The organism is Paractinoplanes durhamensis (assembly GCF_016862175.1).
GTDB classification, from domain to species: Bacteria; Actinomycetota; Actinomycetes; order Mycobacteriales; family Micromonosporaceae; genus Actinoplanes; species Actinoplanes durhamensis.
Genome location: NZ_BOML01000002.1, coordinates 161,987 through 181,597 on the forward strand (window position 1 = coordinate 161,987; position 19,611 = coordinate 181,597).

Annotated in this window: 20 protein-coding genes; 5 read left to right on the forward strand and 15 right to left on the reverse strand. The window is 70.3% G+C overall.

The annotated features are described in order from the left end of the window. Window positions 1-4: 4 nt before the first annotated feature. Together pgsA and rimO are read right to left on the reverse strand one after the other, a co-directional pair. Window positions 5-589 carry a CDP-diacylglycerol--glycerol-3-phosphate 3-phosphatidyltransferase gene (gene pgsA / locus Adu01nite_RS00845; RefSeq protein WP_203724237.1) on the reverse strand — a complete coding sequence of 195 codons (585 nt, stop codon included), beginning with the start codon at window positions 587-589 and terminating at the stop codon, window positions 5-7. Beyond that, a complete protein-coding gene (gene rimO, locus Adu01nite_RS00850; protein WP_239132026.1) occupies window positions 582-2,054 on the reverse strand; it encodes a 30S ribosomal protein S12 methylthiotransferase RimO in 1,473 nt (490 codons plus the stop codon). Before rimO ends, pgsA begins: the two co-directional genes overlap by 8 nt. Before the next feature lie 55 nt (window positions 2,055-2,109). Here rimO and Adu01nite_RS00855 point away from each other — a divergent pair, with 55 nt between their 5' ends. Then, window positions 2,110-3,219: a putative hexosyltransferase gene (locus Adu01nite_RS00855; protein ID WP_203724239.1), complete on the forward strand. Its 1,110-nt coding sequence runs from the start codon at window positions 2,110-2,112 to the stop codon at window positions 3,217-3,219. Here Adu01nite_RS00855 and Adu01nite_RS00860 read toward each other — a convergent pair. Further along, entirely contained in the window at window positions 3,167-5,683 is a 2,517-nt protein-coding gene (locus Adu01nite_RS00860; RefSeq protein WP_203724240.1) for a DNA translocase FtsK, read from the reverse strand. The two genes, Adu01nite_RS00855 and Adu01nite_RS00860, sit on opposite strands and share 53 nt — an antisense overlap. A gap of 87 nt (window positions 5,684-5,770) precedes the next feature. Here Adu01nite_RS00860 and Adu01nite_RS00865 point away from each other — a divergent pair, with 87 nt between their 5' ends. Then, window positions 5,771-6,193: a YbjN domain-containing protein gene (locus tag Adu01nite_RS00865; RefSeq protein ID WP_239132027.1), complete on the forward strand. Its 423-nt coding sequence runs from the start codon at window positions 5,771-5,773 to the stop codon at window positions 6,191-6,193. On the opposite strand, the gene Adu01nite_RS48795 is transcribed toward Adu01nite_RS00865, so the two are convergent. The 6 genes from Adu01nite_RS48795 to Adu01nite_RS00895 form a co-directional block, all read right to left on the reverse strand. Further along, window positions 6,090-6,500 (reverse strand): DUF2784 domain-containing protein, encoded by a 411-nt coding sequence (locus Adu01nite_RS48795; RefSeq protein ID WP_203724241.1) that lies wholly within the window; start codon window positions 6,498-6,500, stop codon window positions 6,090-6,092. The genes Adu01nite_RS00865 and Adu01nite_RS48795 overlap by 104 nt on opposite strands. A 57-nt stretch (window positions 6,501-6,557) precedes the next feature. Beyond that, window positions 6,558-8,114 carry a S1 family peptidase gene (locus tag Adu01nite_RS00875; RefSeq protein ID WP_203724242.1) on the reverse strand — a complete coding sequence of 519 codons (1,557 nt, stop codon included), beginning with the start codon at window positions 8,112-8,114 and terminating at the stop codon, window positions 6,558-6,560. A 95-nt stretch (window positions 8,115-8,209) separates the two neighbouring features. Continuing rightward, window positions 8,210-9,898, reverse strand: a complete 1,689-nt coding sequence (locus tag Adu01nite_RS00880) for a ribonuclease J (protein ID WP_203724243.1) — start codon at window positions 9,896-9,898, stop codon at window positions 8,210-8,212. A 16-nt stretch (window positions 9,899-9,914) separates the two neighbouring features. Next, a complete protein-coding gene (dapA, locus tag Adu01nite_RS00885) occupies window positions 9,915-10,808 on the reverse strand; it encodes a 4-hydroxy-tetrahydrodipicolinate synthase (RefSeq protein ID WP_203724244.1) in 894 nt (297 codons plus the stop codon). 25 nt (window positions 10,809-10,833) lie between these two features. Beyond that, a complete protein-coding gene (locus Adu01nite_RS00890; RefSeq protein ID WP_203724245.1) occupies window positions 10,834-11,346 on the reverse strand; it encodes a DUF2752 domain-containing protein in 513 nt (170 codons plus the stop codon). A 5-nt stretch (window positions 11,347-11,351) separates the two neighbouring features. Beyond that, window positions 11,352-12,569, reverse strand: a complete 1,218-nt coding sequence (locus Adu01nite_RS00895) for a winged helix-turn-helix domain-containing protein (protein ID WP_203724246.1) — start codon at window positions 12,567-12,569, stop codon at window positions 11,352-11,354. A 40-nt stretch (window positions 12,570-12,609) separates the two neighbouring features. Between Adu01nite_RS00895 and Adu01nite_RS00900 the strand changes: the two genes are divergently transcribed. From Adu01nite_RS00900 to Adu01nite_RS00910, 3 genes are read left to right on the forward strand one after another with little or no spacing between them, the layout of a single operon-like run. Further along, window positions 12,610-13,128 (forward strand): GNAT family N-acetyltransferase, encoded by a 519-nt coding sequence (locus Adu01nite_RS00900; protein ID WP_203724247.1) that lies wholly within the window; start codon window positions 12,610-12,612, stop codon window positions 13,126-13,128. Between the two features lie 10 nt (window positions 13,129-13,138). Next, window positions 13,139-13,714 carry a GNAT family N-acetyltransferase gene (locus tag Adu01nite_RS00905; RefSeq protein ID WP_203724248.1) on the forward strand — a complete coding sequence of 192 codons (576 nt, stop codon included), beginning with the start codon at window positions 13,139-13,141 and terminating at the stop codon, window positions 13,712-13,714. 4 nt (window positions 13,715-13,718) lie between these two features. After that, the gene (locus Adu01nite_RS00910; protein ID WP_203724249.1) at window positions 13,719-14,114 is read left to right on the forward strand and encodes a thiol-disulfide oxidoreductase DCC family protein; all 396 of its coding nucleotides are present in this window, start codon (window positions 13,719-13,721) and stop codon (window positions 14,112-14,114) included. A gap of 58 nt (window positions 14,115-14,172) precedes the next feature. Here the strand turns inward: Adu01nite_RS00910 and Adu01nite_RS00915 are convergent, their stop codons facing one another. The 6 genes from Adu01nite_RS00915 to Adu01nite_RS00940 are packed head-to-tail and all read right to left on the reverse strand — an operon-like array spanning window position 14,173 to window position 19,542. Then, window positions 14,173-15,048, reverse strand: a complete 876-nt coding sequence (locus tag Adu01nite_RS00915) for an MFS transporter permease (RefSeq protein WP_239132028.1) — start codon at window positions 15,046-15,048, stop codon at window positions 14,173-14,175. Next, window positions 15,045-15,482: a hypothetical protein gene (locus tag Adu01nite_RS00920; protein WP_203724251.1), complete on the reverse strand. Its 438-nt coding sequence runs from the start codon at window positions 15,480-15,482 to the stop codon at window positions 15,045-15,047. The genes Adu01nite_RS00915 and Adu01nite_RS00920 overlap by 4 nt, the downstream gene beginning before the upstream one ends. Before the next feature lie 35 nt (window positions 15,483-15,517). Continuing rightward, window positions 15,518-16,348: a carbohydrate ABC transporter permease gene (locus Adu01nite_RS00925; RefSeq protein WP_203724252.1), complete on the reverse strand. Its 831-nt coding sequence runs from the start codon at window positions 16,346-16,348 to the stop codon at window positions 15,518-15,520. After that, entirely contained in the window at window positions 16,348-17,340 is a 993-nt protein-coding gene (locus Adu01nite_RS00930) for a carbohydrate ABC transporter permease (RefSeq protein WP_203724253.1), read from the reverse strand. Before Adu01nite_RS00930 ends, Adu01nite_RS00925 begins: the two co-directional genes overlap by 1 nt. A 1-nt stretch (window position 17,341) precedes the next feature. Further along, entirely contained in the window at window positions 17,342-18,568 is a 1,227-nt protein-coding gene (locus Adu01nite_RS00935) for a sugar ABC transporter substrate-binding protein (protein WP_203724254.1), read from the reverse strand. A 2-nt stretch (window positions 18,569-18,570) separates the two neighbouring features. After that, window positions 18,571-19,542, reverse strand: coding sequence for a LacI family DNA-binding transcriptional regulator (locus Adu01nite_RS00940; protein WP_203724255.1), 972 nt, complete (start codon window positions 19,540-19,542; stop codon window positions 18,571-18,573). Window positions 19,543-19,611 lie beyond the last annotated feature (69 nt).

The window sequence follows — 19,611 nt, forward strand, 5'->3', positions numbered from 1 at the left end:
GAGCTTAGTTACCGCGGCGCAGGCGCAACGCCTGGAGCACGTAGTCGCCGCCGGTGACCACGGTCACCACCAGCGCGGCGCCCATCAGCCACGGTCCGACGACGTCGGCCGGGTGCGGCACCGGCCACAGATACCAGGCGATCGCGCCGATCTGCAGCACCGTCTTCAGCTTTCCACCGCGGCTGGCCGCGATCACGCCGAACCGGATGACCCAGAAGCGCAGCGCCGTCACACCCCACTCACGAGCCAGAATGACCACCGTGACCCACCACGGCAGCCGGTCGTAGGCGGAGAGCAGAACCAGGGCCGTACCGGTCAAGGCTTTGTCGGCGATCGGGTCGGCGATCTTGCCGAACGAGGTGACCATCGACCACTTGCGGGCGATCCAGCCGTCCACGTAGTCGGTCGCCGAGGCGACGCAGAACACCAGGCAGGCGGCGATCCGCTGGCCGGTGCCGGTCAGGCCGGACGCGACCGCGATCGCCACGAAAACCGGAACCAGGATGATCCGCACCACGGTGAGGATGTTCGCCGGGTTGTACAGCGACACCACCCGCGGTGTGACCACCGGAGCCGGCTCGTCAGCCACGCGATGACACCGGGGCCGCGTCGATCATCTCGACCGGCACCGCGATCAGGTCGACGCCCTCCGTGCCGGTCACCCGGGCCCGGACCAGGTCGCCGGGGCGCAGCGCGGGCAGGTCGACACCGTCGCCGGCGACCAGGGTGGTGGAGCCGTCGACCTCGGGCGCCTGGTGCTCGGCCCGGCCCTCGATCTCGCCGTCGGTGATCGAGTCGACCAGGACGTCGACCAGCGAGCCGAGCCGCTCCTCGGCGCGCTGCGTGCACAGCTCGTCGGCGAGCGACACCACCCGGTCGTACCGTCGCTTGATGGTGTCTTCCTTGACCTTGCCGGGCAGGCCGGCCGCCTCGGTGCCGTCCTCGTCGCTGTAGTCGAAGATGCCGATCGCGTCGAGCCGGGCCTCGCTGAGGAAGCGCACCAGCTCGTCGACGTCGGCCTTGGTCTCGCCGGGGAAGCCGACGATGAAGTTGCTCCGCGCACCGGCCGCCGGGGCCAGCGCCCGGGCCGAGTCGAGCAGCTCGAGGAAGCGCTCGGTGGAGCCGAAGCGCCGCATCCGGCGCAGCACCGGCTCGCTCGAGTGCTGGAAGGACAGGTCGTAGTAGGGGGCGACGCCGGGTGTATTGGCGATCACCTCGACCAGGCCGGGGCGGGTCTCGGCGGGCTGAAGGTAGCTGGCCCGCACCCGGACGATGCCGTCGACCGCGGCCAGCTGCGGCAGCAGCTTCTCCAGCAGGCGCGGGTCGCCCAGGTCCTTGCCGTACGACGTGCTGTTCTCACTGACCAGCACCAGCTCGCGCACGCCCGACTTGGCCAGCCACTCGGCCTCGGCCAGCAGTTCCTGCGGGTCGCGGGAGACGAACGCGCCGCGGAACGTCGGGATCGCGCAGAACGAGCAGCGCCGGTCGCAGCCGCTGGCCAGCTTGAGCGAGGCCACCGGACCGGAGTCGAGCCGGCGCCGTAGAACCGTCCGCAGGTGGGCTGGGGTGTGCTCGTCGACCGTCGCGTGCCCGGGGATGACCACCTTGGCCGCCTGGCGCTGCACCGGGGTGATCGGGAGCAGCTCGCGGCGGTCCCGCGGGGTGTGCGCGTCGAACCGCTCGCCGGCCAGCACCCCGTCGAGGCGGGCGGCGATGTCGGCGTAGTCGTCGAAGCCGAGCACGGCCTGCGCCTCGGGGAGGCTGTCGGCCAGCTCCTTGCCGTAACGCTCGGCCATGCAGCCGGCCGCGACCACCTTGGCACCGGTGTCGGCGGCGGCCAGCAGGGTCTCGATCGAGTCCTGCTTCGCCTTCTCGACGAAGCCACAAGTGTTGACCAGCACCACATCCGCACCGGAGGCGTCGGTGCTGACCTCCCAGCCACCGGCATCGAGGCGCGCGGCCAACTCCTCGGAATCGACCTCGTTACGGGCACAGCCGAGGGTGAGCAGAGCGACCCGGCGGCCAGAAGGATTAGGAGAAGGGGTTACCGACACTCCAGCAAGGTTACCGGTCATCCGTAGCGGGACTCCGTCCGTACTAACCCACGGTATGAACAGGACCGGGAAAATCGTCGCGCTGGTGGTGCTCGCCATCGGCGTCAGGCTGGTGGCATGGCCGGTGACCACGGGCGACATGCGCATCTTTGTCATGTGGTACCACCAGTTGGGGGACATCGGCGGGTGGCGGGCGATCGGCGCCGACGTGGGCAACTACAACGCCCCGTTCGTGTACCTTCTGGCCTTCCTGCACCTGGTGCCCGGGCCGCTCGTCGTCAAGATCAAGCTGGCCTTCGTGGTGTTCGACGCGGTGCTCGCTTTCTTCGCGTACAAAATCAGCGATTCTTTCAAGGTTTTCGCCGTGGTTCTGCTGCTGCCCACCGTGGTGATCAATGCCTCGCTGTGGGGGCAGATCGACGCGATGTGGGCCGCGCTCGGCCTCGGCGGCGTCTACTACCTGCTTCGAGACCGGCCCTGGCTCGGTGTTTCGCTCGTCGCGGCGTCGGTGGCGATCAAACCCCAGGGCATCTTCCTGGCCCCGCTGCTGCTGTTGCTCGCGCTGGGTGGGCGGCTTCCCTGGCGTACGCTCCTCGCCGCTCCGGCCGTTCTTCTCGCTCTTGATCTTCCGGCGCTGATCGCCGGCCGCGACCCGGTCGAGCTGTTCACCATCTACGACCTCGACCGGCAGTCGCACATCGTCGCGAGCCTGACCCAGCGCGCCCCGTCGGCGTATGCGTTCCTCCCGGCCGGCACCCCGGTCGAGACGGTCAAACTGGTCGGTTACATCGTCGCCGCGGCGGCCGTCCTGGCGGTCTGCGGTCTGCTGGCGCGCCACGACATCGACATCCTCGCGGCCGCCGCGCTGTTCTCGATCATGGTGCCGTTCCTGCTGCCCGGCATGCACGAGCGCTACTTCTTCCTGGCCGACGTCCTGACCGTCCTGCTGGCCTGGCGCAACCCGCGGCTCTGGCCGATCCCGGTGCTGGTCCAAGCGGCGTCGCTGATCAGCTACGCGCCCTACCTGCTCGGCGGCTACCTGATGCCGATGGCGGTGCCCGCGGCGCTGATGCTGGCGGCCCTGCTCGCGACCGCGGTGACGCTGCGGCCGGTCAGCCGTCCAGTCGCAGATCCGCCAGTGCTTCTTCCAGCCCGTCCGGCTTGACCAGCACGTCCCGGGCCTTGCTGCCCTCGGACGGCCCGACGATCTCCCGGTTCTCCATCAGGTCCATCAGCCGGCCGGCCTTCGCGAAGCCCACCCGCAGCTTGCGCTGCAGCATCGAGGTCGAGCCGAACTGGCTGGTCACAACCAGCTCGATGGCCTGGATCAGCAGCTGGAGGTCGTCGCCGATCTCCTCGTCGATCTGCTTCTTCTTGCTCGGCGGCGCGTCGACGACGCCCTCGCGGAACTCCGGCTCGCGCTGCTCCTTGCAGAACTTGACGACCGCCGCGATCTCCTTCTCGTCGACCCAGGCGCCCTGGATCCGGGTGGGCTTCGAGGCGCCCATCGGGAGGAAGAGACCGTCGCCCCGGCCGAGCAGTTTCTCGGCGCCGGGCTGGTCGAGGATGACCCGCGAGTCGGCCAGCGAGGATGTGGCGAACGCCAGCCGGGACGGCACGTTGGCCTTGATCAGGCCGGTGACCACGTCGACCGACGGGCGCTGGGTGGCCAGCACCAGGTGGATGCCGGCGGCCCGGGCGAGCTGGGTGATCCGGACGACCGAGTCCTCCACGTCGCGCGGCGCCACCATCATCAGGTCGGCCAGCTCGTCGACGATCACCAGCAGGTAGGGATACGGCTTCATCTCCCGCTCGCTGCCCGGCGGCGCGACGATCTCGCCGCTGCGGACCTTGCGGTTGAAGTCGTCGACGTGCCGGACGCCGTTGGCGGCCAGGTCGTCGTAGCGGGCATCCATCTCGCTGACGACCCACTCGAGCGCGTCGGCGGCCTTCTTCGGGTTGGTGACGATCGGCGTGACGAGGTGCGGGATCCCCTCGTACGCCGTCATCTCCACCCGCTTCGGGTCGACCAGCAGAAGGCGTACCTCATCGGGTGTTGCCCTGGTCAGCAGCGACACCAGGATGGAGTTGAGGCAGGAGCTCTTGCCGGCGCCGGTGGCGCCGGCGATCAGGATGTGCGGCATCTTGGCCAGGTTGGCCACGACGAAGCCGCCCTCGATGTCCTTGCCGAGCGCGACCACCATCGGGTGGTGATCGCCGGTGGCCGCCCGCGAGCGCAGCACGTCGCCGAGCGAGACGTTTTCCGGGTCGGTGTTGGGGATCTCCACGCCGACCGCGCTCTTGCCCGGGATCGGGCTGAGGATGCGCACGTCCGGCGACTTCACCGCGTACGCGATGTTGCGGGAGAGCTGGGTGATCCGCTCGACCTTGACGCCCGGGCCGACCTCGACCTCGTAACGGGTGACGGTCGGGCCGCGGGTGAAGCCGACCACCACGGCATCGACGTTGAACTGCTCGAACACCACGGTCAGGGCGGCCATGATCTCGTCGTTGGCGCGGCTGCGGGCCTTGGCCGGCGGGCCGGTGGCGAGAAGGCTGGGCGGCGGCAGCCGGTAGTCGCCGGCCACCGCGCTGATCTCCAGCTGCTCGGCCCGGGTCGGCGGGGCCGGCGAGTGCTCGGGCGGCTTTTTACGACTGGCCGGCACCTTGGGCACCGGGACGACATCGTGGACGACGAGGTCGTCCTCTTCTGCTTCGGGAGCGAGCCCTAGATCGGCCAGCGAGCCTTGCCGACGCCGCGCCGGGCGGCGGGTCTTCGGGGTCTCCTCCACCTCGTCGTCGTCGAGATCGAGGTCGTCGCCGTCCAGCGGCAGCAGCGGGGCCCGCTCGGTCGAGCGACCGGTCAGCACGTCGACCAGCAGCATCAGCCGCTCGGGGATCCGGTTGATCGGCGTCGCCGTGATCACCAGAAGACCGAAGACGAAGAGCAGGACCAGCAAGGGTACGGCCACCCAGGCGGTCACCGCGTTTTCCAGAAGCCCGCCGATGCCGTAGCCGAGCAGCCCGCCGGCCCGGTCCATGTCCAGGTCGTCGCTCGGCTGCTGGGCGATGTGCAGCAGGGCCGCGGTGGCCACGATCAGCGCGCTCCAGCCGACCACGCTGCGGCCGCGGTGCTCCGGGTCGGACGGCCGGCGCATCAGCCGGACCGCGCCGTAGAGCAGCAGCAACGGCAGCAGCACGGCGAGCCCGCCGAAGAACAGGCGCACCGCGTCGGCCAGCCGGTTGCCGACCGGCCCGGCACTGCCGGCCCAGACCGCGACCCCGATCAGGATCGCGAGGCCGAGCATCAGCAGTCCGGCACCGTCGCGGCGGTGCTCGGGATCGATCTCCTTGGCGGTGGCGGCCTGCTTGCCGACGCCGCGGGCCACCCAGCCGACGCTGTGCGCCACGCCCATCCAGAGCGCGCCCAGGCCACGACCGGCGGCGGTGGCGAGGGTGGCGCCCACCGAGGGGCGGGCGCGGGTGGCGGAGGCGCGGGACCGGGTGCGGGCGGCCGGCCGTGCGGCGGCCTTGCGGGCCGGTTGACGCGCCGGTTGCCGGGCACGACTGCTCGCGGAACCGCGCGGCGTGGCACGGCCCCGGCTCGCCGGAGGAGTTCGGCCCGCCATGGTCTACACCGTAGCGTCGATACGCACAGCCAACGCGAAGGCGCGCGGCGCCCTCTTTCCCGGACTCGACCGCCTACTCTTGGGCGCGTGCAGGCTTTGACCCAAGAAATGATCAAGTCGGTGCTGGATGCCCGCAGCTTCTCGTACATGATCGATGCCGACGATGACGTGGTCGGCAACTTCCAGGGCAATCTCGTCTATTTCTTCCAGATCGGCGACCACCGCGAGATGCTCCAGGTCCGCGCGATGGTGCAGCACATCTTCGGGATGGAGGACGTGACCCGGCTCTACGAGTTCTGCAACGCGTGGAACCACGACCGCCTCTGGCCGAAGGCCTACGTCCACATCCAGGACGACGGCACGGTCAACGTGATCGGTGAGGTGCTGGCCGACTGGGAGAAGGGCGTCACCGTCGAGCAGCTCGACCAGGTGATGCTGTGCGGGATCGCGACGGGCTGCCAGCTCGCCGACGCCGTCGCCGAGCTACGGCAAGACCGGCCCACGAACTGACCACCACCAGCGCGGCCACGATCTGCGCGGCCCGCTCGTGCCCGATGGGGTAGAAGACACCGGCCACGTGGTTGTCGAGGAAACCGCCGGTCTGCGCGGGCAGGCCGGCGCGGTCCCGTGCGCGGTCCTCGACCCAGGTGAGCGGGCAGGGCAGGCCGGCCGCCACCACGAGGACGAGCCAGGCGGCCGCGGCGATCTGGAACCAGATCAACCAATGCCACCGCCACGCGGCGAAGCCGCCGAATATGCCCAGGGCCAGGAACGCGAAATGCGCGGCCACTGCGACGTATGCGACGGCTTCCCACATAGACACAACGGTACGGCGGCTACCACCCCGGCAGGTGGGTGGTAGCCGCCGGAACCGTTACGGGGCGCTGAACCCCAGGGTGTACGAGCCGGCGCCGGAAGAGGCCACGACCACGTACCGGTAGGTGCCGGAGCGCGCGTTCACGCTCAGCGTCTTGGTGCCGTCGCCGGCCGACTTCGCCTGGGCGACGTTGCGGAAACCGTGGTTGGTGAGCCGCTGCAGGACCAGGTCGAAGTCGGACCCGTCCGGCGCGTCCAGGCAGGCGGTCTGCCGGCCGGCGTTGGCGCGGTAGGCGCCGCCGTTCGGCTGGGCCTGGGCGTTGCCGGACTTGAGGTTGCCGGTCCGCTGCACCTGCTGGTCGGCACAGGCACCGGCCGACTCGGTCGGGGCTGCGGTGGTCGGCTCGGTCGCCGGCGGCGCGGAAGCGTCACCAGCCCCGTCGCCGGCCTCGGTGATCAGGGTCAGGTCGTTGGTCGCCAGGATCTCGTTGACCGGCTGGAAGAAGGTCTCGCCGCCGACCGTGCAGTCGCCGGAGCCACCGGAGGTGACGCCCTGCGCCTGGTCGCCGGAGAGCCACGAGCCACCGGAGTCGCCGCCCTCGGCGCAGACGTTGGTCCGGGTGAGGCCGGTGACGGCACCCTCCGGGTAGACCACCGTCTGGTTCTTGGCGAGGATCGTGCCGCAGAACGTGCCGGTCGTCGAACCCGAACGGCACACCGCCGCGCCGACCGGCGCCTCGGTGCTGCCGGCCACCGGCAGCAGGTTGTTGTTGAAGTCGTTGACCACCGGCTGCGGCGTGAAGCCCGCGTCGACCTTGACGAAGCCCATGTCGGCATCGCCCGGGAAGACCGAGGCGGCCACCGTGCCCTGGGCGGTGCCCTCGGCGTCGGCGAACGTCTTGTCGCCGACCGCGCCGCAGTGGCCGGCGGTCACGAAGCCGCCCTCCACCGAGAAGCCGATCGAGCAGCGCGCCACGCCGCCGTCGACGGCGATGAAGTACGCGTCGCCGCCGCGGATGTCGGCCAGCGTCTTCGGCGAGGTCTTGCTGGTGGTGACCGTGACGGCGTCGCTCGCGACGCCGGCGTCCTTGGCGAAGGCCTTGGCGTCGGACGCCGCCCCCGGCTTGGCCACCACGACCAGCTTGTTGGTCGTCACATCGACGTACCAGCTGGTGATGTCGGTGGCCTCGGCGCGGGCCGCGTCGAGCTTCTCCTTCGCCGTCACCAGCGTCTGCTCGCTGCGCTTGACCAGCACGGGAACCGCCCCGGCCGAGCGAACGGCGGCCGCAGCGTCCGGGTCGGTCACCGCGATCTTCAGCGTGGTGCCGTCGGCCGCCAGCCAGGCGCCACCGAAGTCGGCGCCGGTCTCGGCCGCCAGACGCGCCGAGACCCCGCTCGCCCACAGCGAACGCTTGAGGCGGGCCGTCGCCTGGTCGCTGTCCAGACCGAGGTCACGGGCCATGGCCGCAAGGATCTGCGGAGCCACGCCGGACTTCGTGGACGCGGCCTTGCCGGCAGTCGGCGCGGTGCCGGCCATGGAGGGCAGGGTGAAAGCCACTGCCGCTCCGGCCGCCGCCACGACCGCCGCCGCCACGGCGATCCTGCTGCGCTGCATCTGAGGTACTCCCCTCGCCACGGGTGCCGTGGGGGCGGCACCGTGACCTGAGATACGGGCCTCAGACTCCTACGGTTGAAAGAGAATCCTGTGAATCAGACTTCTACGACAGTTGGCACGATCATGGGGCGACGGCGATAGGCGTCGTTGACCCAGCGGCCCACCGTCCGCCGCACCACCTGCTGGAGCTGGTGGGTGTCGGTGATGCCGTCCTCGGCCGAGCGGTGCAGTGCCGCGGTGAGCAGCGGAATCACCGGGTTGAACGCGTCCGGGTCCTCGCTGAAGCCCTTGGCCGAGATGCTCGGCTCGCCGACCACCTTGCCGGTGACCGAGTCGATCACCACGGTGGCCGAGATGAAGCCGCCGTCGCCGAGAATTCGCCGTTCGGTCAGCAGCGACTCGCTGACGTCGCCGACCGCGAGGCCGTCCACGTACACGTAGCGGTTCTCCACCCGGCCCACGTGCCGCGCGTGGCCCTCGACCAGGTCGACCACGTCGCCGTCCTCGCAGAGCACCACCCGGTCGGCCGCGACGCCCGACTCGATGCCGAGCTGGGCGTGCGCGCGCAGGTGCCGCCACTCGCCGTGCACCGGCATCAGGTTGCTCGGGCGCACCACGTTGAGCAGGAACAGCAGCTCACCGGCCGGCGCGTGGCCGGAGACGTGCACCTTGGCGGTCTCCTTGTGGATCACCGTGGCGCCGGCTCGGGAGAGCCGGTTGATCACCCGGTAGACCGAGGTCTCGTTGCCCGGCACCAGCGAGCTGGCCAGCACGACCGTGTCGCCGGTCTCGATCGTGATGTGCCGGTGGTCGCCGGTGGCCATCCGGCCGAGCGCGCTCATCGGCTCGCCCTGCGATCCGGTCGACATGAAGACGATCTCGTCGGCCGGCATGTTGGTGGCCTCGTCCAGGCCGACCAGCAGGCCATCCGGCACGTTGAGCAGGCCGAGGTCGCGGGCGATGCCCATGTTGCGGACCATCGATCGGCCGATCAGGGCGACCTTGCGGTCGTACTCCCAGGCGGCGTCGAAGACCTGCTGGACGCGGTGCACGTGGGAGGCGAAGCTGGCCACGATGATCCGGCCGCGGGCCTTGCCGAAGATCGAGCTGAGCACCGGGCCGATGTCCCGCTCGGGGGCCACGAAACCGGGCACCTCGGCGTTTGTCGAGTCGCTCAGCAGCAGGTCGACGCCCTCGGCGCCGAGCCGGGCGAAGCCGGCCAGGTCGGTGATCCGCCCGTCCAGCGGCACCTGGTCCATCTTGAAGTCGCCGGTGTGCAGCACCAGGCCGGCCGGGGTACGCACGGCGACCGCCAGCGCATCCGGGATGGAGTGGTTGACCGCGAAGAACTCGCACTCGAACGGCCCGAGCCGCTCGATGCCGCCCTCCCGGACGGTCAGCGTGTAGGGGTCCAGGCGCCGCTCGGCCAGCTTGGCCTCGACCAGCGCGAGGGTGAACTCGGAGCCCACCAGCGGGATGTCCGCCTTGTGGGCGAGAAGGTAGGGCACGGCGCCGATGTGGTCCTCGTGGCCGTGGGTCAGCACGATCGCCTGGATGTCGTCCAGGCGGCTGAGGATGGGTGTGAAGTCGGGCAGGATCAGGTCGACGCCCGGCTGCTCGACGTCGGGGAAGAGGACCCCGCAGTCGATGACCAGCAGCTTGCCGTCAAACTCCAGCACGGTCATGTTGCGGCCGATGGCGCCGAGCCCACCGAGCGGAGTGACGCGCAGTGCGCCCTCCGGCAGCGGCGGCGGCGGATCCAGCTCCTGGTGCGCTTGGCTCATTCGCGTCTTTCTCTTATCAGAGGACAATTCCGGCTTCAGCGGCGTCCTCGCGCAATTGGTGCAATTCTTCGTCGCTCGCATCGACCAGCGGCAACCGGACCGGGCCCGCGGGCAGCCCCTTCGCACGCAGGCCGGCCTTGACCAGCATGGTGCCGGGCGACCGGAAGATGCCGGTGAACAGCGGCATCGCCGTCCGGTGCAGGCTCAGCGCGGTGGCGGTGTCGCCCCGCTCGTACGCCTCGATCATGTCCTTGGCGATCGGGCCGGTGAAGTGGGTCGAGGTGCCGACCAGGCCGACCCCGCCGATGGACAACAGCGGCAGCGTGGCCGCGTCGTCACCGGAGTAATAGGCCAGGTCGGTGCGGGCGGTCACCTGCGAAGAGGCGATCAGGTCGCCCTTCGCGTCCTTGACCGCCACGATCCGGTCGTGCTCGGCGATCCGGCACATGGTCTCGGTGGCGATCGCCGTGCCGGCCCGGTGCGGAATGTCGTAGACGATGATCGGCAGCCCGACCGCGTCGGCGACGGTCAGGAAGTGCCGCGCCACCCCCTCCTGCGGGGGCTTGTTGTAGTAAGGCGTCACCACCAGCAGGCCGTGCGCGCCCGCCTTCTCCGCGGCGTGCGCCAGCTCCACCGTGTGAGCTGTGTTGTTGGTGCCGACGCCGGCCACCACCCGGGCCCGGTCGCCGACCGCCTCGACCACGGCGCGCAGGAGGGTGTCCTTCTCCGCGTCGGAGGTCGTGGGCGACTCGCCGGTCGTGCCGCTGATCACGAGCGCGTCGTTGCGCTGCTCGTCGACGAGATAGGTAGCCAGTTTCGCCGCGCCCTCGACGTCGAGGGAGCCGTCCGGGGCGAACGGGGTGACCATGGCGGTCAGCAGCCGTCCGAAGGGTCGCGGGTCGTGCGTCATACCCACAACCTATCGGACGCTCCGGTCAGACGTAGAAAGCGGTGAACGGGGCCCACGGCAGGTTACGCAGGACGCTCCAGACGCCCCAAACCGCCACAAATGCAATCATCACGCCCGGACTGACGGTGAGCTGCGGGAGCTTCCAGTTGAACAACCGGCGGCCGGCCCACGCCACATACATATAGAGGAGGAAGGGCACCGCGAACGTGAAGATCAGGTGGTGCCGGGCGGCGGCCGGGATGTCGCCGTGCAACAGATACCACGCCGCTCGGGTGCCGCCGCAGCCCGGACAGACGAACCCGGTGGTGTATTTCAGCAGGCAGGTGGGGGCGTCCCCGGCCCCGGCGCCGGCCGGATGGGTGGCCAGCGTGTAGCCGACCGCACCGGTCATGCAGACCAGCATCGCGGCCGGGGCGGCCCAGATCGGCGACTTCGTCCAGACCCGCTGCACGAAGCGGGTGACCGGGTCGGGGCGGGCCGGCGCATACCACTCCGGGGGCAGTGCCGGGCCCTGCACCGGTTCGTGGGCGAGGTCCATGGCCGTCACGCTACACCGGCGAGGGCACTGGCCAGCGGGCCCGCGAAGTCGCCCTTGGCAGGGGCCTCCACGGCGGAAAGACCCAGCCAGCCGGCCAGCCGGTGCAGCTCGACCGCGAGCGCCGCGGCCGTCTCGTCCTGCTCGGCGGCGGGCTCCAGCCAGGCCGCCGGGATGCGCAGGACGCCGGCCTTGCGGTCGGCCTTGAGGTCGACCCGGGCCGCGAACCGGTCACCGAGCAGGAACGGCAGAACGTAGTAGCCGTAGAGCCGCTGCGGCGCCGGCACGTAGATCTCGATCCGGTAGTTGAGGTCGAACAGCCGCTCGGTGCGCTGCCGGAACCAGATCAGCGGGTCGAACGGGCTGACCAGGGTGGCGGCCCGGACCCAGCGCGGCATCTTGGCCTCGTGGTGCAGGTAGGTCGGTTGTTTCCAGCCCGGCACGGTCACCGGGGTGAGCACCCTGTCCTCCATCAGCTCGGCGACCGCCTGCTTGAAGCCCTCGACCGGCAGCCGGAAGTAGTCGCGCAGGTCGGGCTCGGCGGCCACGCCCAGGGCCCGCGCGGACAGCTCGACCAGGGCGCGGATCGCATCCGGGTAGGCCGGGGTCGGCGCGTTGAGCACGGCGGCCGGCAGCACCCGCTCGGGCAGGTCGTAGCGGCGGGCGAACGACGTCGAGCGCTCGGCCGCGGTCACCTGGCCGCTGAAGAACAGCCACTCCATCGCCTGCTTGACCACCGACCAGTTCCACCCCCAGTTGTCCTTGCTGCGGGGTGCGTCGTGCTCGATCTCGGCGGCGGTGATCGGCCCGCGGCCGCGCACCTCGTCGAGCACCCAGGACACCAGCTCGGGCTGCTCGCGCACGATGCGCACCATGCCGCCCCAGGCGAAGTCGGCGGCCCGCTCCATCCGCCATCGGAACAGCGGCTGCAGGTCGGTGGTGATCAGCGAGGCCTCGTGCCCCCAGAACTCGAACAGCTCGCGGGGTTTGCGGTAGGCCGCCCGCTCCAGCAGGTCGACCGGATAGGGGCCGAGCCGGCTGTAGAGCGGCATGAAGTGGGCGCGCTGCAGCACATTCACCGAATCCATCTGGATCAGGTGCAGCCGGCGCAGCACACGGCGCAGGTGGCGCATGTCGGTGGCGCCACCCGGCTTGGGGTCGGCGAAACCCTGGGCCGCCAGCGCGACGCGGCGGGCCTGGGCCAGGGAAAGCTGTTCGGGTGCCATCGACGTGCACGCTAGAGCAGGGGTACGACAAAATTCACCGATGACTCTCCTCCGTCCGATCGTCGAGGCCGACTACACCGCCGTCGGCGAGGTGCACGTGCGCTCCTGGCAGGTGGGATACGCCGGGATCGTCCCGGCCGACCACCTCGCCGCCCTCGATCCGGCGGTGGCCGCCGAGCGCCGCCGCACCGAGCCGCGGCCGGACGGCGCGCAGACCCTGGTGGCCGAGGAGGAGGACGGGCGCATCGTCGGGTTCGCCAGCTTCGGCCCCTACCGCCAGGACGGTGTAATCGACCGGAACGCGGGCGAGCTCTACGCCATCTACGTGACTCCGGAGCAATGGGGACGAGGCGTCGGCCGGCAATTGCTGACCGCGGCGCGGAATTCCCTCAAGGCAAGCGGTTACCCGGAAATGCGGCTCTGGGTCCTTGTCGAAAATGTGCGCGGCCGACAATTCTACGAACGGATGGACCTCGCGCCGGACGGTGCGGTCCAGACGTACACCCCGCGTGGGAGTACGGCAGAGCTGCCCGAGTTGCGGTACGCCACCCCTCTGTAGGCTGCGCGTCATGGCTCTCGGCTTTGTCCGCCCCGCGCGCCCCGACGACTCCGGCGACATCGCCCGCATCCAGCTCTCGACCTGGCGCACGGCATATCGTCGGATGTTCCCCGCACATATCCTGGCCAACCTGGACGAGGCCTACCTGGCCCGCGGCTGGGACGAGGCGATCCAGTCCGCACCATCAGCGCAGCACCGCGTGCTGATCGCGGTGGAGCAGGGCGAGTCCTCCTCCGAGGTGGTCGGTTTCGCCGCCTCCGGCCCCGCCGACGAGCAGGCGCTGGCCCCCGAGGAGCCACCGTTGCCGGTCGGCTACGCGGCGGTCACCGACATCCTGATCGAGCCGCGCTGGGGTCGCCGGGGGCACGGGAGTCGCCTGCTGGCGGCCGCGGTCGACCTGTGGCGGGAGGACGGCTTCGGCTACGCCGTCGCCTGGGCCTACGAGCAGGACCAGGCGATGCAGAAGTTCCTGACGACGGCCGGCTGGGAGCCGGACGGCGCCGGCCGCGCGCTCGACGTGGACGACATGCTCGTCCCCCAGCTGCGCTACCACGTGAACCTCAGCATCGAGGAAAGCGCAGAATAGAAGCGTGACCCCGACCTTCGTCTACGACGGCGACTGCGCTTTCTGCACCACCTGCGCCGAGTTCATCGAACGCCGCATCCCCACCCGCGCCCGGGTGATCCCGTGGCAGTTCGCCGACCTCGACACCCTGGGCCTCTCCCAGGAGGAGTGCGAAGAGGCGGTCCAGTGGGTCGCGGATGGCGTCCACACCTCGGGCCCGGACGCCATCGCCCTGCTCCTGCACGACGCGGGCCGGGCATGGCAACTGGCCGGCGGCGCTCTCCAGTTGGGCCCGGTCCGGCTGGCCGCCTGGCCGGCCTACCGCTGGATCGCCGACCACCGCCACCTGCTCCCCGGCGGCACGGCGGCCTGCTCACTGCCGCAGGCTCAGCGGGACCTGCTCTTCGGAAAAACCGATTAACCCCTTTTGAGTACGCCGAGGACAAGTCCCGGCGTTCTCGGTCCCGCCGAGGTGCAGCTCACCCTCCCTGCGCCACCGCCGGGCGGTCCTGCATGGCCGGGCTCTCCGAAGGCGCGCGGCCCAGCAGGCGACGGGTCCAGACGATCGGGCGGACCCGCTCCAGCGGCAGGAAGCTGGTCATCGCGACCAGGTGCGGGGCGAACGAGATGGTGATGGTCGCGAACGTCATCACGTGGAACGAGTAGAAGAACGCCACGACCGCGCCGCGCCACCGCTGCGGCACCACGAAGATCAGCGGGCTGAGCAGCTCGAACGCCATGATCCCGAACTGCCCGGCGAGCAGCAGGCCGGGCACCACCGCGATCTGGTCGGCCAGCCAGGTGCCGCGCCGGACGATCGCCTGGGCCAGCACCGCGCTGGTCGGCCAGTCCGGCCCGCCGAACCGCAGCTTGGCCCACGCCGCCAGGAAGTACGTGCAGATCACCGCGATCTGGGTGACCCGCAGCGCCCAGCCACCGCCCTCGCTGAGCGTCCTGTCACCGTGCCGGGCACGCCCGATCGTCGGCAGGACCGCGAGCGCCACCAGCAGCCCGACCCGGTCGTGATCGACCTTGCCGTAGCTCATCGCGATGATCATCCACTCGAAGTAGAGCCCGAAGACCAGCCAGCCGAGCAGCCGCGACGCGCGCCCGGTGGCGGCGGCCAGGGCGACGGCGATCAGCACCCAGAACACGGTGTGCACGATCAGGGCGGTCGGCGTCGGCAGGTGCAGCAGCCGCCCGACCCGCAGGGGTTGATAGAGCTCGGCCGGGGTGTTCGCGTGCGACCGCACCCACGGCGTGAAGACGACCAGGTCAAGAGCGACGAAGAGGTAGACCAGCGTGCGGAACGCGGCGATCCGGCCCAGCGGCACCGGTGCGAAGAGCCACCTCATGGCCGGGTCCATTCGGCGATGACCTCGTCGCGGGACGTGCCGGTCGGCCGGGCGTGCTTGATGCCGACCCAGCGCACCACGATCCGGACCGACTTCAGCGGTTCGGCGCCCGGCGAATGCTCGGCGTACGCGGCGGCGACCTCGGACAGGCGGGCCGGGGTCGCGACGTACGCCTTCTCCTGTCCTTCGATCTCGGCGCGGCGGATGCCGCTGTTGCCCTCGGTGATCTGCACCGTGCGTCCCTGGACGTCGGTGCCCTCCACCCGGGTGTCCTTGGCGTCGCCGTTCGGGTCGGGCGCGGTGGAATACATCCGGAACGGCCCGAACGGAAAGTCGTCATCCACCCCGAACAGCGTGCCGCCGAGCAGCAGCACCCCGCAGATCACGGTGGCCGCGACCCGGATCGACCGGCCGCGCACGCTCAACTCGTTCATCGCAGGACAACCTACCGGGCAGCATCAAACCCAGGTCAGCCCCGCTCTGCGCCCTCGTTCGCGTCGCGCACGAAGTAACGCTGGAAGACCACGAAGATGATCGCGACCGGAATGGTGGCGAGCAGCGCGGCGCCCAGCTTGAGCGGATATTGGGTGCCCGCCCCGAGCGAGCCGCTGACCAGGTCGGCCAGGCCGCGCGGCAGGGTGAACAGGGCGGGGTCCTGGACCGCGACCAGGGTGTGCGGGAACTCGTTCCACGAGCCCTGGAAGGCCAGGATGGTCAGGGTGATCAGGGCGGGCCGGGCGGTCGGCAGCACCACCGACCAGAACGTCCGGAACACGCCGGCGCCGTCGATCCGGGCCGCCTCCTCGACGCTGACCGGCACCGAGTCGAAGAACTGCTTCATGATGAAGATCCCGGCGGCGTCGGCGAGCAGCGGCACGATCAGGGCCGGATAGCTGTTGTACATCCCCAGCTGGTTGAGGACCAGGAACTTCGGGATCAGCAGCACCACCGGCGGCACCGCCATGACGCCGAGCACCGCCGCGAAGAGCACCCGCCGGCCGCGGAACCGCAGCCGGGACAGGGCGTAGCCGGCCATCGAGTCGATCAGCACCCGGCCGATCGTGACGACCACGGTGACCAGCACCGAGTTGGCCAGCCAGGTGGGAAACGCGGTGCCCGCGAAGATCCGTTCCATGGCGTCGGTGGTGAACGGATGGGCGATCGCCGACAGCGGGTTGGCCGCGGCGTCCGCCTCGGTCTTGAACGAGTTCGCGATCTGGATGACGAACGGGTACAGGAAGACCAGGGCGACGAAGATCAGGATCGAAAAACCGAGGAAACGGCTGATCAGCGTACGCATCAGGGGTTCCGCTCCCTCGTCGCCCAGCGCTGCCCGAGGGTGAGCAGCACGATGATCAGGAAGAGGACGAACGAGATCGCCGCCCCGGAGCCGTAGTCGAAGTCGCGGAACGCCGTCCGGTAGGACAGGTAGGCCGGGGTGAGCGTGGTCTTGGCCGGATTGCCCTGGCTCATCACGTAGATCTGGTCGAAGACCTGCCAGGACCCGATCAGCCCGAGCGTGACCACCAGGAACATGGTCGGCCGCAGCTGCGGCAGGGTGATCCGGCGAAACCGCTGCCAGCGGTTCGCGCCGTCGATCATGCCGGCCTCGTCGAGCTGCCGCGGCAGGTTCTGCAGGGCGGCCAGGAACATCAGCATGAACGTGCCGGACGTGGTCCAGACGACCAGCGCGATGATCGCGCACATCGCCACGCTCGGCCCGGAGATCCAGTCCCACCAGCTCAGCCCGAGCACCGAGTGGTCGGCCAGGGCGGCCGGCGCCGAGTCGCCGAGCAGCAGGTGGAAGACGCCGCGCGGGTCGGAGAACCACTGCGGGCCGTGCACCCCGAGGGCGGACAGGATGGCGTTGATCGCGCCGCCGTTGGCGAACATGAACAGGAACACCACGCTGATCGCCACCGAGCTGGTCACCGACGGGAAGTAGAACGCGGTCCGGAAGAACCCGCGCCGCTTGTTGACGATCAGCGCCAGGCCGAGCGCCAGCGCGGTCTGCAGCGGCACCACGAAGAGCACGTAGTAGCCGTTGTTGCGGATGCTGGTCATGAAGTTGGTGCGGGACAGCCCGTCGTCGGCGATCAGACCGGTGTAGTTGTCCAGGCCGGCGAAGGGCACACCGGCGGTGAACGGGCTGCCCTGCCCGTTCCACCTGGTCAGGCTCACCCACAGCGCCATCAGGATCGGCAGCACCAGGAAGAGCCCGAGGAGGAGCAGGGCGGGGGCGACGAACAGCCACCCCGCGCTCCGCTCGTTGCCGCGGATGCCGCCGGCCATCTCAGCCCCCGAGCGCCGTCTTGGCGTTCTTGTCGAAGCGCTGCAGGATCGCCTTGGGGTCGCCGGTCGCGAGGCCCTGCAGCGCGGCGTCCAGGTCGGCGAGGACGCTGTCCATCTTGGGGGCGTTGACCGGCCCCTGGGCGTACTGCGCGCCGGCGATGAAGGCCGCGTCGTCCGGGTACTGCTGCTGGTAGGTGGCCTGCGCATCGGTGCGGGACGGCATCACGCCGAACCCCTTGGCGAACGCCATCTGCTGGTCGGCGGTGGTCATCGCGGTGACGAACGCGGCCGCCTGCTCCTTGAACTTGCTCTTGGCGGCGATCCCCCAGCACTGGGTGAAGGAGAGGGTTCCCTTGCCCTTGGGACCGGCGGGCAGCTCTTTCACGACGTACTTGACAGTCGGGAAGTCAGAGCTGAGCGCGCCCTTGATCCAGTTGCCCTCGATGGTCATCGCGGCCTTGCCCTTGCCGAAGGCCTCGCCCGCCCAGCCGGCGTCGAGCGCCTTGGGATATTTCGCCAGCCCGTCCCTGAGCAGCGACTGGAGGTAGGTGAGGGCCTGCTCGTTCGGCGGAGTGTCGGCGGTGGCCTGCTTGCCGTCGGCGCTGACCCACCAGCCGCCGGCCTGCACGAGGAACGCGCCGATCCGGTCCCGGGTGTCACCGATTGCGAGCGGGGTCACGCCGGACGCCTTGAGCTTGCGGGCCACCGCGGTGAGCTGGTCCCAGCTGGTCGGATAGTCGGCGTCGGTGAGCCCGGCCTTCGTCCACAGGTCGGTGTTGATCTCCAGAGCGAGGGTGGAGGCGTCCTTGGGAACGCAGTAGAGCTTGCCCTGGTAGGTGAACGACTCATTCAGCCGGGGAAGAAAGGCATCACCCTTGGCGTACGCGTCGAGCGCGCCCACGCTCGCGTAGTCGGCGAACCGCGCGGCGTCCACGTAGAACACGTCTGGCGGGGTGCTGCCGGCGAGCGCCTGCCCGAGCTGCTGCACGATGTCCTGCGCCGGGGTGACGGTGGCGGTGTTGCCGCTCGACGTCGCCCAGCCGGCGGCCGCGTCCTTGGCCGCCTTGGTCTCGGCGTCGCCGGACGACGCGATCATGATCTGCAGGCTGGCCGGCCCACTGCTCTGCTGGGTCTTCGAGCCGTTGTCGTCGAAGCCGCTGCCGCAACCGGCGGCGACGAGGGATGCCGAGGCGATGGCGGCGAGGGCCGCCTTACGCAGGGGGGTCATGCCTATCTCCTTCGGGGAGGGCGCACCACCAAGGACGGGGGGAGCAACAGCTGGGTGGGGGTGGCCGGCGCGCGGCCGTCGAGCAACTCGGTGAGCATGTCCATGCATCGGGCCGCGGCCTCGGTGAGCGGCTGGCTCACGCTGGTGAGGCCGATCGCGGCGGCGACCGCGGTGTCGTCGAAGCCGATCACCGCGCAGTCGGGGCGGGCGCGCAGGGCGCCGAGCGCGAGCGAGTCGCTCGCACAGACCACCGCGGTGATCGCCGAATCGAAGCGAGCGGCGGCGTCCGCGCCGGCGTCGACTCCGTCGACGGCCGCCACCGCGGAGAGGGTCAGGCCGGCGTCGGTCATTGTCGATTCCCAGCCGGTACGCCGGGAATCGCCCACGCCCGAGCCGGCCGGCCAGCCGAGGAAGCCGATCCGCCGGTGCCCGGCCTCGATCAGGTGCCGGGTGGCGGCCGCGGTGCCGGCCGCGTTGTCCACATCGACCCACGAATGGGTGTCCGGGGCGCCCCACGGCCGGCCGAAGGTGACAAACGGGACGTCACGGGCGGCCAGCCAGCTGGTGCGCGGGTCGCCGTGATGGGTGCTGGTCAGCACGAACCCGTCGAGGTCGTGCGCGGTGAGCAGGTCGTCGTAGGTGGCGATCTCGTGGTCGTCGTCGGCCGCCGTGTAGAGCATCACCCGATAGCCGGCGAGGGTGGCCGCGTCGGTGAGCCCGTGCAGGAAGCGGTCGAGGACCGAGCCGTTGATGCCGTCGCTGCCCGGCTCGATGCGCACCGCGATGAGCCGGGACCGGCCGGTGCGCATCTGCCGGGCGGCCTGGTTGACCCGGTAGCCGAGGGAGGTGATGGCCTCGCGGACGCGCTCGCGGGTCTCGGCGCGCACCACCTCGGGGGTGTTGATCACGTTGGACACGGTCTGGCGGGACACACCGGCCCGCTCGGCGACCGTGGCGATCGTGACCTTTTCCACCGATATCTCCCTTATCTGACTCTTGAACGATCAAATTCTGGTCTGGCACTATTGGATCGATCAAGTTTC

Excerpts from the sequence above, each read along its gene's own strand:
- Adu01nite_RS00855 (WP_203724239.1), top strand. The coding sequence starts at position 2,110 with ATGAACAGGACCGGGAAAATCGTCGCGCTGGTGGTGCTCGCCATCGGC.
- Adu01nite_RS00860 (WP_203724240.1), bottom strand. The coding sequence starts at position 5,683 with ATGGCGGGCCGAACTCCTCCGGCGAGCCGGGGCCGTGCCACGCCGCGC.
- Adu01nite_RS48795 (WP_203724241.1), bottom strand. The coding sequence starts at position 6,500 with ATGTGGGAAGCCGTCGCATACGTCGCAGTGGCCGCGCATTTCGCGTTC.
- Adu01nite_RS00875 (WP_203724242.1), bottom strand. The coding sequence starts at position 8,114 with ATGCAGCGCAGCAGGATCGCCGTGGCGGCGGCGGTCGTGGCGGCGGCC.
- Adu01nite_RS00880 (WP_203724243.1), bottom strand. The coding sequence starts at position 9,898 with ATGAGCCAAGCGCACCAGGAGCTGGATCCGCCGCCGCCGCTGCCGGAG.
- dapA (WP_203724244.1), bottom strand. The coding sequence starts at position 10,808 with ATGACGCACGACCCGCGACCCTTCGGACGGCTGCTGACCGCCATGGTC.
- Adu01nite_RS00890 (WP_203724245.1), bottom strand. The coding sequence starts at position 11,346 with ATGGACCTCGCCCACGAACCGGTGCAGGGCCCGGCACTGCCCCCGGAG.
- Adu01nite_RS00895 (WP_203724246.1), bottom strand. The coding sequence starts at position 12,569 with ATGGCACCCGAACAGCTTTCCCTGGCCCAGGCCCGCCGCGTCGCGCTG.
- Adu01nite_RS00900 (WP_203724247.1), top strand. The coding sequence starts at position 12,610 with ATGACTCTCCTCCGTCCGATCGTCGAGGCCGACTACACCGCCGTCGGC.
- Adu01nite_RS00905 (WP_203724248.1), top strand. The coding sequence starts at position 13,139 with ATGGCTCTCGGCTTTGTCCGCCCCGCGCGCCCCGACGACTCCGGCGAC.
- Adu01nite_RS00915 (WP_239132028.1), bottom strand. The coding sequence starts at position 15,048 with ATGAGGTGGCTCTTCGCACCGGTGCCGCTGGGCCGGATCGCCGCGTTC.
- Adu01nite_RS00920 (WP_203724251.1), bottom strand. The coding sequence starts at position 15,482 with ATGAACGAGTTGAGCGTGCGCGGCCGGTCGATCCGGGTCGCGGCCACC.
- Adu01nite_RS00925 (WP_203724252.1), bottom strand. The coding sequence starts at position 16,348 with ATGCGTACGCTGATCAGCCGTTTCCTCGGTTTTTCGATCCTGATCTTC.
- Adu01nite_RS00930 (WP_203724253.1), bottom strand. The coding sequence starts at position 17,340 with ATGGCCGGCGGCATCCGCGGCAACGAGCGGAGCGCGGGGTGGCTGTTC.
- Adu01nite_RS00935 (WP_203724254.1), bottom strand. The coding sequence starts at position 18,568 with ATGACCCCCCTGCGTAAGGCGGCCCTCGCCGCCATCGCCTCGGCATCC.